At 64.2% G+C, this 11,113-nt stretch carries 11 protein-coding genes and 1 pseudogene; all 12 read right to left on the reverse strand.

The window, feature by feature from the left end; all coding sequences use genetic code 11:
- Nucleotides 1–389, reverse strand: a 389-nt coding sequence (locus AAC126_RS19680; protein WP_339856626.1) for an FAD-dependent oxidoreductase, incomplete at its 3' end; no start/stop codon positions are given.
- Nucleotides 386–994, reverse strand: coding sequence for a cysteine hydrolase (locus AAC126_RS19685; RefSeq protein WP_339856628.1), 609 nt, complete (start codon nucleotides 992–994; stop codon nucleotides 386–388). The genes AAC126_RS19680 and AAC126_RS19685, both read right to left, overlap by 4 nt.
- Nucleotides 994–3,063, reverse strand: coding sequence for a hydantoinase/oxoprolinase family protein (locus AAC126_RS19690; protein ID WP_339856631.1), 2,070 nt, complete (start codon nucleotides 3,061–3,063; stop codon nucleotides 994–996). The genes AAC126_RS19685 and AAC126_RS19690 overlap by 1 nt, the downstream gene beginning before the upstream one ends.
- The gene (locus AAC126_RS19695) at nucleotides 3,060–4,796 is read right to left on the reverse strand and encodes a hydantoinase B/oxoprolinase family protein (protein WP_339856634.1); all 1,737 of its coding nucleotides are present in this window, start codon (nucleotides 4,794–4,796) and stop codon (nucleotides 3,060–3,062) included. The genes AAC126_RS19690 and AAC126_RS19695 overlap by 4 nt, the downstream gene beginning before the upstream one ends.
- Complete coding sequence (locus tag AAC126_RS19700; protein WP_339856636.1) at nucleotides 4,796–5,674, reverse strand: isocitrate lyase/phosphoenolpyruvate mutase family protein; 879 nt, start codon at nucleotides 5,672–5,674, stop codon at nucleotides 4,796–4,798. Before AAC126_RS19700 ends, AAC126_RS19695 begins: the two co-directional genes overlap by 1 nt.
- On the reverse strand, nucleotides 5,671–6,159 hold the full coding sequence (leuD, locus tag AAC126_RS19705; RefSeq protein WP_339856639.1) for a 3-isopropylmalate dehydratase small subunit: 489 nt from the start codon (nucleotides 6,157–6,159) through the stop codon (nucleotides 5,671–5,673). The genes AAC126_RS19700 and leuD overlap by 4 nt, the downstream gene beginning before the upstream one ends.
- Nucleotides 6,156–7,433, reverse strand: coding sequence for a 3-isopropylmalate dehydratase large subunit (locus AAC126_RS19710; RefSeq protein ID WP_339856642.1), 1,278 nt, complete (start codon nucleotides 7,431–7,433; stop codon nucleotides 6,156–6,158). The genes leuD and AAC126_RS19710 overlap by 4 nt, the downstream gene beginning before the upstream one ends.
- Nucleotides 7,434–7,435: 2 nt before the next feature.
- Nucleotides 7,436–8,137: an ABC transporter ATP-binding protein gene (locus AAC126_RS19715; protein ID WP_339856644.1), complete on the reverse strand. Its 702-nt coding sequence runs from the start codon at nucleotides 8,135–8,137 to the stop codon at nucleotides 7,436–7,438.
- Nucleotides 8,130–8,876: an ABC transporter ATP-binding protein gene (locus AAC126_RS19720; RefSeq protein ID WP_339856646.1), complete on the reverse strand. Its 747-nt coding sequence runs from the start codon at nucleotides 8,874–8,876 to the stop codon at nucleotides 8,130–8,132. The genes AAC126_RS19715 and AAC126_RS19720 overlap by 8 nt, the downstream gene beginning before the upstream one ends.
- Nucleotides 8,869–9,912, reverse strand: coding sequence for a branched-chain amino acid ABC transporter permease (locus AAC126_RS19725; protein WP_339856648.1), 1,044 nt, complete (start codon nucleotides 9,910–9,912; stop codon nucleotides 8,869–8,871). Before AAC126_RS19725 ends, AAC126_RS19720 begins: the two co-directional genes overlap by 8 nt.
- Nucleotides 9,909–10,808, reverse strand: a complete 900-nt coding sequence (locus tag AAC126_RS19730; protein WP_339856651.1) for a branched-chain amino acid ABC transporter permease — start codon at nucleotides 10,806–10,808, stop codon at nucleotides 9,909–9,911. Before AAC126_RS19730 ends, AAC126_RS19725 begins: the two co-directional genes overlap by 4 nt.
- 79 nt (nucleotides 10,809–10,887) lie before the next feature.
- A pseudogene (locus AAC126_RS19735) lies at nucleotides 10,888–11,113 on the reverse strand (ABC transporter substrate-binding protein); the annotation flags it as partial.

An 11,113-nucleotide genomic window follows, 5' to 3' on the forward strand; every position in this document is an offset into this window, starting at 1 on the left:
CCGGGATAGAGGAAACCGTCCAGCACCTCGAACGGGATGCCGTGCTCGTCCTCCAGCCATTCCAGCGCCGGGCCGATGGCCTCGACCACCTCCGCCGCTACCGTCGGATCGGAGCGGTCGTGGGACTTGCGCTGAATGTCTTCCAGAAACACCCCCGGGTCGTCGTCGATCCCCTGCTCCTGCTGCCAGCGCGTTGCCGCCGCCGGGATGAAGCCCGAGGACATGGAGGTGGAGCCGAACGGGCTTTCGTCCCGCTCCAGCACCAGCACTTCGCCGCCCGCATCCTGTGCCGCCAGTGCCGCCGTCAGCCCGCAGGCTCCGGCGCCGATGACAATGGTCTGAACCCAGGCAGGGAACTCGACATCTTCCGGGGATGCAATACCGATCATGATTTCAGCCGCCCGATCACGTCTGCACAGGTGTCGATCCCGGCAACGCTTTTCAGCGCGGCGATGTTGGTTTCGTGCACTTCCGGAGAGAAGGCCGCACAGCCATCGGACAGGACGGTGACGTGGAAGTCACGGACATGCGCATCGCGCACGGTCGAGGCGACGCCGCCATTGGTGACGATACCGCCAACAATCAGATGGTCGATCCCGGCCCGGCTCAGCACCCATTCAAGGCGGCTCATATAGAAGGCGGAGAAAGCCACCTTCTCGACCTTGATATCGGCGGGCGCCAGCCCCTCGATCAGATCCTGACCGAAACTGCCGGGCTCGAAATCGCCTTTCCGCAGGAACGGACGGAGCTGCTTGAGGTGCGGCGAGATGAAAGGCTCGCCATCCTTGCCGGGAACCAGCGTGAAATGGGTGGAGACGATCCAGCCACCGGCTTCCCGCATCCGGTCCGCCACCGGCTTCAGCTTTTCCGGCAGGGCCGCGATCTCCGCCGCCCCGGCACCGCCGCGTGCATAGGCACCTGCCGGATGCAGAAAGTCGTTCTGCATGTCGACCAGCAGCAGCGCCGTTGTCTTCGGATCGAATTCCCCGCTCATCAGGCTTTCCTCGCAATGACGAAATTGCCGTAGCTGTCGACTGTGCCCGTGAGGTCCGGATCGACCAGGATGGTGGTATCCGCCTGCTCCAGCACCGCCGGGCCCGGCACTTCCGCGCCGACCGGCAATGACAGACGATCATAGACCGGGCTGTCCCACCATTTGCCGTCAAACCAGATCTGCCGTGCCCCGGTGCGGGAGGCGTCGACCGAGCCGCCTTCTGACGGTGCCAGCAGTGCCAGATCGAATTTCGGACGCGTACCGATCACGGCCACCCGCAGGTTCATCACCCGGATGCCGATCCCGTCCAGCAGACTGCCGAAGGTGGCTTTGTAGGCCGTCTCGAACGCCGCCTTGATCTTCACCGTATCGAGTTCAGATCGGCAGCCATTCATCGCGTCCGGAACCGGGACGGACACCGTATGGGTCTGGCCGAGATAGAGCATGTCGAACTCCACCAGCCGCTCGACACCCTCGAAGGCGACATTGGCGCCGTCCAGCAGGCCTTCAGCCTCGATCACGATTTCCTCGACGGCCTTGTTCAGGGCCGAGAGATCGAGCATGTCCAGCATGGTGTTCAGGGTCTGCACCCGATCATGCCGCATGTCGGCAATGACGCAGCCGAGCGCGCTGGTAACGCCGGGATAGCGGGGGACGAGCGCACGGGCGAGACCGACTTCCTTGATCAAAGCGCCGGTATGCAGCGAGCCGCCACCGCCAAACGGCATGGCGGTGAAGGTCTTCGGGTCGTGCCCGCGCTCGATGGAAACCAGGCGGATGGCGCCCGCCATCTTGGCATTGGCAACCCGGACGATGGCTTCCGCCGCCTCCATCACCTCGATGCCGAGAGGCTCGGCAACATGCACGCGAATGGCCTCTTTCGAGGCTTCCACGTCCAGCCGGTCGAGCTTGCCGCCAATCGGGCGCTCTGCATTAATCCGGCCCATGACCACGTTCGCGTCGGTCACGGTCGGGCGTGTGTTGCCCAGTCCGTAGCAAACCGGCCCCGGATCGGAGCCTGCGCTTTCCGGGCCAACCTGCAGCAACCCGCCACGGTCGACAGAGGCGATGGAGCCGCCACCGGCGCCTATGGTGGTGATCTCGATCATCGGGGTGCGGACGACCATGCCGAAATCAATGGAAGTCTGGGCGGTCAATGCGCTCTGGCCGTCGGCGACGAGAGAGACGTCGAAGCTGGTGCCGCCCATGTCGCAGGTGATGATGTTCGGCTCACCCGCCGCTTCGGCGATATAGGCCCCGGCGATGACACCGGCAGCCGGGCCGGACAGCGCCGTGCGCACCGGCAGCTCCCGCGCCACCTTGGCCGACATGACGCCGCCGTTCGACTGCACGATCAGCACCTGACCGCCGAAGCCGCCATCCCGCAGACCGTCTTCCAGCCGTTCCAGATAGTTGCCCACGGGCGGCTGGAGATAGGCGTTGAGAGAGGCGGTCGAGCCGCGTTCGAATTCACGGATTTCCGGCAGGATCACGCTGGACGCAGTGATATGCGGGTTCGGCCAGACCTCACGGACGGCTTCAAGAGCCACCGTCTCGTTCGCGTCGTTGGCGTAGGAATTGACGAAGAAGACGCAAACGGATTCCGCGCCCCGCTCCAGCAATGTCTGCGCGGCCTGCTTCACCGCCTCCGGATCGACGGCGGTATGAACGGAGCCGTCCGCCAGCACGCGCTCATCCACCTCAAGGCGCAGGTCGCGCGGCACCACCGGATCGAAACTGCCCCAGAGGCCCCATGTCTGCGGCCGGTCGCGGCGGCGCATTTCCAGAACGTCGCGAAAACCGGTCGTGGTGATGACCCCGGTGCGGGCGCCGTTGCGTTCCAGCAGCGCGTTGGTGCCGACCGTGGTGCCATGCACGATGGTGCCGATGGCGCCAAGTTCCACCCCGCCCTCGCCGATACCGCCGCGAATGCCGACAGACTGGTCCGGTTTGGTCGAGGGAACCTTGGCAACGCCGCAGGTTCCGGCTGCTTCGTCGAGGAAGAACAGATCGGTAAACGTCCCGCCGACATCGACTCCGACGACGGTCTTCCGGCTCAGATCATTCATTGCGCAGACTCCGCGCGCAGGTTTTCGGTAGCCGCTGTGTCGACGGTTCCGTCGCCAGCGATGATAGTGCGGTAGGTCTTGGCGGCCGCATCGGCGCTGACATAGCCGAGCCGGACATCCTCCGCGACGGCATCGGGCGCGCGTTCCAGCACATCGCCGTACCCGCCACCGCCCGGCGTTTCCAGCCGGACCTTCTGGCCTTGCGTCAGCTTGATGCCGACCATCTTGGAGGCCATCGGAGGCGTATGATCGCCGTCCACCTGCTCGTAGGTGAATGTGTTCAGGGCAGCGTCTCCGCCACCGACCACGCCGTGCGGCGCGAAACGGCCGCGCTCACCGAACAGGAAGACGTCAGCCTTCTCTTCCAAAAGCTCGATCTCGTAGATCGCACCAAGGCCGCCGCGATGACGTCCGGCACCGCCGCTATCCGGCCGCAGCGCCCATTGGGTGAAGCGCACCGGATAGGCCGCTTCGAGGATTTCCATCGGCGGGATGGTCGCGGTCGAGATCGGCGCGTTGCCGTGGTTCAGCCCGTCCCCTTCCGGGTTGCCGCCATGGCCGCCGCCGAAGAAGGAGAACATCACCCAGCGCTGGCCGTTCTTGCGGTGTCCCGCCAGCGACAGCGCGTTGATGGTGCCGTAGGCGCAACCGTTCACCATCTCCGGCGCTGCCGTACTGAGGGCAACGAACACCGTGTCGATGATGCGCAGAATGGTTTCGGTATAGCCGCCGACAGGCTTCGGCGCCTTGACGCTCAGCAGGCTGTCATCCGGAATAACAAAGGTGATCGGCTCCAGCACGCCCGCATTGGCCGGCACGTCCTTGAAGACATGCTTCAGCGCCACATAGCAGGAGGCAATCGCGGTCGAGCGGGAGATGTTCACCGGGCCGGCACAGGCAGGCGAGGTGCGGGAGAAGTCGAGAACCATCGTCTCGCCCTCGATGACGATATCGAGCGCGATGCGCAGCGGCTCGTCCACGATCCCGTCATTGTCGAGGAAATCGTCCGCCGAATAGCGTCCGTCCGGCATGTCCGCGATCAGGCTGCGCATGAGCTGACCCGCCCGGTCCCGCAGCTCGGTCATGGCGCCCGCGACGGTATCCGCTCCATATTCGCCGAGCAACGCGCCCAGCCGGTCGTTGCCGAGGCGCAGCGCGTTGATCTGCCCGTTGAGATCGCCATAAAGGCTGCCCGGCAGACGGGAGTTGGCCTGCATGATATCGATCACGTCCTGGCGCAGCTCTCCCTTGGAGAACAGCTTCACCGGCGGGATCATCATACCTTCCTGGAAGCTCTCGGTCGCGACCGGGTTATAGTTCCCCGGAACATTGCCGCCGACATCGTGCCAGTGACCAACCGAAGCGAGGAAACAGAACAGCTTGCCGTCCCGGTAGAAGGGCTGCACCAGCTTGAAATCGGACAGGTGTGTGCCGCCTTCATAGGGATCGTTGAAGATGAAGACATCGCCTTCGCTAATCCCGCCGGTGGCGCCGAACTTGTCGATCACGGCTTTCACCGCGAAGGACATGGCGCCGACAAAGATCGGCAGGCCGGACTTGCCCTGCACCAGCGTTTCGCCTGTCTCGGCATGGTAAAGCCCGTGGGAGGCGTCGTGTGCCTCGGCGATGATCGGGTTGAAGGCACTGCGGAACAGGGTCGCGTCCATCTCGTCCGCGATCTGTTCAAGCCGCCCTTTCAGAACCGCGAGTGTGACCGGATCGAGCGCCGCCATCACGCGCCCTCCCCGTCATATTTTTTACCGGCTTCGAGAATGCCGGGCGTGCCGAGCAGATCGTTGAGCTGCTTGAAATCAAGCATCCGGTCCTGGAACGGCTTGGTGCTGCCGTTGGCATGCAGGCTCTGAAAATAGTCGGTGATCGTCACGGCGAGCGCCCGCATCAGGCCACCCGGGAAAATCACGATATCGAATCCGGCTTCCTGCAGTTCTTCCGCGGACATGGCCGGGGTCTTGCCGCCCTCGACCATGTTCGCCAGCAGCGGAATGTCGGAGCCGAAGCGGGAGATCACCTCGGCGATCTCGGCCTCGTCGCGTGGTGCCTCGACGAACAGCACATCGGCACCGGCTTCCTTGTAGGCCGCAGCCCGTTCCAGGGCGACCTCAAAGCCCTCGACGCCAATGGCATCGGTGCGGGCGATAATCTGGGTTGCCTCGTCCCGGCGCGCATCGACAGCGGCGCGGATCTTGCCCGCCATCTCGGATTTGGAGACCAGCGCCTTGCCATCCAGATGGCCACAGCGCTTCGGCATCGCCTGATCCTCGATCTGGATCCCGGCGGCGCCGGAGCGCTCCAGCAGGCGGACGGTGCGCTGCACGTTCAGGGCATTGCCGAAACCGGTATCGGCATCGACGATCAGCGGCAGGTCCACGCGCTCGGAAATATGCGAGACCACGTCCGCCACTTCCTCCAGCCCGAACAGGCCGATATCCGGGCGGCCAAGCCGCGTATAGGCGATTGAGGCACCGGAGACGTAGAGCGCCTCAAAACCGGCATTGGTCGCCGCCATGGCGCTGAAGGCGTCGAAGACGCCCGGCGCCACAAGGATCTCGGGCTGTTTCAGCCGCTGTTTCAGGACGCTTGAAGGCGTCATGAGTGTTTCTCCAGTTTCTGCTCGAGATAGGGAACGAGCCCGCCGGCCGCGACGATGCGGCGGAGATGCTCGGGAACGGGTTCGGCGGCGATCTGCGCGCCGGTTGTTATGTTCGTGATGGTGCCGCTGGCCGGATCGAGATCCAGCGCGTGCCCGGCCTCGACATCCGCCTCGGCATCGGCGACCAGCGCCAGCAGGCCGAGATTGAAAGCGTTGCGGTAGAAAATTCCGCCGAAGCTCTTGGCGATGACGGCTTTCACGCCCAGCAGGACCAGCACTTCCGCCGCCTGCTCGCGGCTGGAGCCGATACCGAAATTGCGGCCCGCGACGATAACGTCGCCAGGCTGCACATTCGGTGCGAATTCAAGATCGATGGCTTCGAGGCAATGTTTCGCCAGCTCCTCCACCGGGCCTTTCATATAGGCGCCGGGGGCGAGCAGGTCGGTGTCGACATTGTCGCCGTATTTCCAGGCTTTACCGCTCATGACCTGTTCTCCGCCAGGAAGGGGCGCGGATCGGCGACACGGCCGCGTACGGCGGTCGCGGCGACGGTGTAGGGCGAGCCGAGATAGACTTTCGAGGAACGCGCGCCCATCCGGCCTTTGAAGTTCCGCGCGGTCGAGGCCATGCAGGTCTCGCCCTCGGCCAGCACGCCCGCGCCGTAACCGGCACAGGCACCACAGCCGGACGGCATCAGGATGGCGCCCGCTTCCGTCAGCTTCGCAAGCGTGCCGTCAGCGGCAGCGGCGGCGGTAATCCGAGTCGAGGCTGGTGCCAACAGAAGACGTGTCCCGCTTGCAACCTTGCGGCCGCCAAGCACTTCGGCCGCCATGTGCAAATCTTCCAGCTTCGCGCCGGTGCAGGCGCCGATATAGCACTGGTCAACCGGCGCATCGTCGGCATCCTCTACCGGACCCGAATTGGCCGGGCTGTCCGGCGCCGCGACCTGCGGGCCGAGCGCGGAAGCGTCGAACTTGTGGACCACGCGGTAAGCCGCATCCTCGTCCCCAGCGAAGGCCTTGCCCTCGTCCGGATCGGCACCCGCCGCACGGATATAATCCGCCGTCGTCCCGTCCGCCGCGATCAATCCGGCCTGCGCGCCAAGCTCGGCCGCCATGTTGGACATGGTCATACGTTCGGTCATCGAGAGGCCCGCGATCGTGCTGCCGGTATATTCCACCGCCTGATAATCGCCGCCATCCATGCCGAGGGTGGCGCAAAGCTTCAGCATCATGTCCTTGGCGGAGGAGCCGTGCGGCAGCGCGCCGGTCCAGTTGATCCGGATGGTCTCCGGCACCCGGATCCAAGTCTCCCCGGTCACCAGCACACCCGCCATGTCCGTCGCGCCAACGCCGAACATGTAGCAGCCGAACGCGCCGCCCGTCGGCGAGTGGCTGTCCCCGCCAACGACGAACATGCCCGGCTTCAGATGACCGCGCTCCGGCAGGACCACATGGCAGATGCCCTGCTGGTCGTAGAAGCCCTCGATCTCCTGATCCTTCACCCAGTCGCGGGTCAGTTTCAGAATCGCCGCGCTCTGCTGGTCCACCGCCGGGACGAAATGATCGGAGATCACGACCACCTTCTTCGCGTCCCAGACCTTCACGCCAAGACGTTCCAGCACCGGCTTCACCCGGCGCGGCCCGCCACTGTCATGGATCATGGCGAGGTCGACGTTGCAGGTGACGATTTCACCCGCCCGGACACTTGCCTGCCCGGCCGCCTTCGCGATGATCTTTTCCGCCAGCGTCATAGCCATGATTACATCCCCAGATAGGAGCGGCGCAGCTCCTCGTCATGCATCAGATCCTGCGCCGGTCCCTCGACCGTGATCAGGCCATTCTCCATGACATAGGCACGGTCGGCGATTTCCAGCGACTGAACGACATTCTGCTCCACCAGGAAAATCGCAAGCCCTTCGGCGCGCAGCTTCTGGATCAGCGCGAACATCTCCTCCACCAGCAGCGGCGACAGACCCAGAGACGGCTCATCAAGGATCAGCAGGCGCGGCTCGGCCATCAGGCCGCGCCCGATGGCAAGCATTTGCTGCTCGCCGCCGGAAAGCGTGCCGGCATACTGATCGAACCGCTCCTTCAGACGCGGAAAGATCCCGACCACCCGGTCGATATTCCGGGACCTGTTCGGTGTGGCCCGCCGGTAGGAGCCGAGTTCCAGGTTTTCCCGCACGGTCATGTTCGGAAAAACCCGGCGGCCTTCCGGCACCTGGATCAGACCGCGATCCACGACCTCTTCGGTCCGGGCACCGGCAATCTCGATACCGTCGAACCGGATGCTGCCGCCAAACGGCTTGTAAAGGCCGGAGATATTGTTGTTCAGGGTGGATTTGCCGGCCCCGTTGCTGCCGAGCAGGGCGACCAGCTCGCCCTCGCCGATTTTCAGCGAAACACCGTGCAACACCTTCGCCTGGCCGTATCCGGCCTTCAGATCCTTGACCTCAAGCATTGGCGCCTCCCGCGGACTTCATCCGCTCGCTCGCCCCGTGCCCGAGATAGGCCTCGACCACTTTCGGATCGTGCGCGATCTCGACAGGACTGCCCTCGGCAATGATTTCACCATAGTTCAGCACATAGGCCCGGTCGGACAGTTTCATCACCGCCTGCATGACATGCTCGATAAGGAGGATCGTGACGCCGCTCTTTCGGATCTGCTGGATGATCTCGACGATCTCCAGAATCTCCGTGGCATTCAGCCCGGCCATCACCTCGTCCAGCAGCAGCAGCTTCGGTTGCGTCGCCAGCGCCCGGGCAAGCTCGATCCGCTTGCGTCCGGCGACGGTGAGATCCCCCGCCGACTGATCCAGCATGGCGCCAAGGCCGACCTGCTCGGCGATCTTCCCGGCAAAAGCCAGCGCTTCGGCCCGTCCGGCGATCCGTGTATGCGCGCCGACGGCGATATTCTCCCGCACACTGAGACCGGCGAAGGGCTTCACCACCTGGAAGGTGCGGACCATGCCGCGCCGGCAGATATCGTGCGGCTTGCGCCCGGTGATGTCCTGCCCGCCGAGCAGGACGCTGCCCTCGCTCGGCTTCAGGAAGCCCGCGATGGTGGCGAACAGCGTGGTCTTGCCCGCCCCGTTCGGGCCGATCAGGGAGACGATCTCGCCCTCGGCAACGCTCAGGCTGGCGCCATTGACGGCGACGAGGCCGCCAAAGCGTTTGGTCAGGGAGGAAACCTCAAGCATTGCCGCCTCCCCGCTTTGCCATGAATTTCCGCCAGAGCATTTCCAGCAATCCAACAAGTCCGCGCGGCATATAAGCCAGCATCAGGACAAGGATGATCCCGAACAGGATCAGGTCGACGCCCGGCCGATCCCCCAGCATGGCGCCGATGGTCTCCTTGGCGAACTCGCCGACAATGTGAATGAAGGCGGAGCCGAGCAGCGGGCCAAGCACGGTGCCGACACCGCCGATGATGGCCGCGAACAGCGCCTCGACCGACTTGCCCGGTCCGTAGGCGATGCCCGGATCGACGAACAGGAATTTCTGCACGTAATAGATCCCGGCAAGCGAGGTCACGGCGGCGGACAGGCAGATCGCGCCCATCTTCACCCGGAAGGGATTGATGCCGAGTGCCGAGGCCGCGTCTTCATCCTCGCGCACGGCCTGAAGCTGCGCGCCGAAACGGGAATGGTTCAGCCAGCCGGTGACGGCGAAGCCGATCAGCAGAAAGGCCAGGATCGTGTAGTAATAGCCGGCTTCCGACAGGAACGGTCCGGCAAAGGTAAACTGGAAGGTGGCCAGTGCCTGCTCCGGATCCTGGTTCAACGGAAGCTGCACCCCGCGCCCGCCCTCTGTCACCGAAACCAGCGAACGGGCCAGCACATGGAACGCCTCGGCGAAAGCCAGCGTCACCAGCGCGAAGTAGGACCCGCGTAGCCCGTAGCGGAAGCTGAGGAAGCCGACGAAGGCGCCGACCGCGACCGAGCCGCCGATGGCGATCCAGAGGGTCAGCCACGGACTCCAGCCGAGCTTGTATTGCAGCAGCGCCTGCAGATAGGCCGCCGTGCCGAAGAACAGCGCGTGACCGAAGGAATATTGCCCGCCATAGCCGCCGAGAATGTTCCAGCCCTGCCCCAGCAAAGCGGCGAACAGGGTGATCTCGATGAAATCCATCCAGCGCCCGGAGCTGATGGCAAAGGGTGCCGCCAGCAAAGCGCCGATCAGGACGGCCCAGCCGATCCGTTGCATGTTGCTGCCGCTCATCGTTGCCGCGCTCATAGCCGTTGCCCGAAGAGGCCTGTGGGCCGGAACAGAAGGATCAGGATGAAGATCACCGAAATGGTGATCAGCCCGAGGCTTTCACCAAGATAGAGCCGGCCGATCTGTTCCGTCACGCCGATGACAAGGCCGCCGACCAGCGCACCGACGAAGCTGCCCATGCCGCCGAGCACGACGACGGTGAAGGCGATCAGCACGAACAGATATCCGGCCTGCGGGAACACCGCATAGGTCGGTGCCAGCAGGCTGGCGGCGGCGGCAACGCAGGCCGTGCCGATGCCGAAGCTGACGGCGAAGATATGCTCGACATTGATGCCCATCAGGCGGGCGCCATGCCGCTCCTTGGCAACGGCGCGAATGGCCTTGCCGGTATCCGTGAAGCTCATGAAGCACCAAAGCGCGGCGGTGATCACAAGCGAGCCGACAAGCGCCGCGACCTCCGGCCAGACGACATAGACAACGCCGAGATCGATACCGTCGAAATCATAGGGCACCTGCACGTTCCGCTCGTTCGCGGAGAAAGCAAACAGGGCGAAATTCTCCAGCACGATGGAAACGCCGAGGGTGGCGAGAAGGATGATCTCGTCCCGGCCGTGATTGGTCCGGCCGATCACGCTCCGCTGCAGCACGTAGCCGAAGAGATACCCCCCCGGCACGACGATCAGCATGGCGAGGTAGGGATCGATCCCAAAGATGCTCCACAGGAAGAAAACCGCATACATGGCCAGCATCAGAAGCGTGCCATGGGCGAAATTGATGATGTGCAGGACGCCATAGATCAGCGTCAGTCCGAGCGCGACCAGAGCATAGATCGCACCGAGGAAAACACCGCTGATGGCGGAACCGAAGACCGTCTCAAGAGAATAGGACGGCAGGCTGATACCGAGAAAATCCATGAATTGCTATCGCGTTCGGGCCGCGTGGCACGGCGGGAGCGCTGGACGCCCCCGCCGCCAGTTCAAGTCAGGCAGGGCCTCAGGCCGGACGCGGGAAGACCGGAGCCTTGGTCGCGAATGCCTTCGGCGCGACAACTTCGATCTCCTTGTCCAGAACCTGCATGACCATGGCCTGCGCGCCTTCATTCTGGCCGTTGACCATCTTGGTCGGGCCATAGGGCATGAAGTGATCGGACCAGGTGCTGGAAGCCATCGCCTCGGTGATCTTGGCACGGTCGGCGGAGCCGGCACGTTCCATCGCATCG

This window comes from uncultured Nisaea sp. (genome assembly GCF_963974195.1).
Taxonomy (GTDB): Bacteria; Pseudomonadota; Alphaproteobacteria; order Thalassobaculales; family Thalassobaculaceae; genus Nisaea.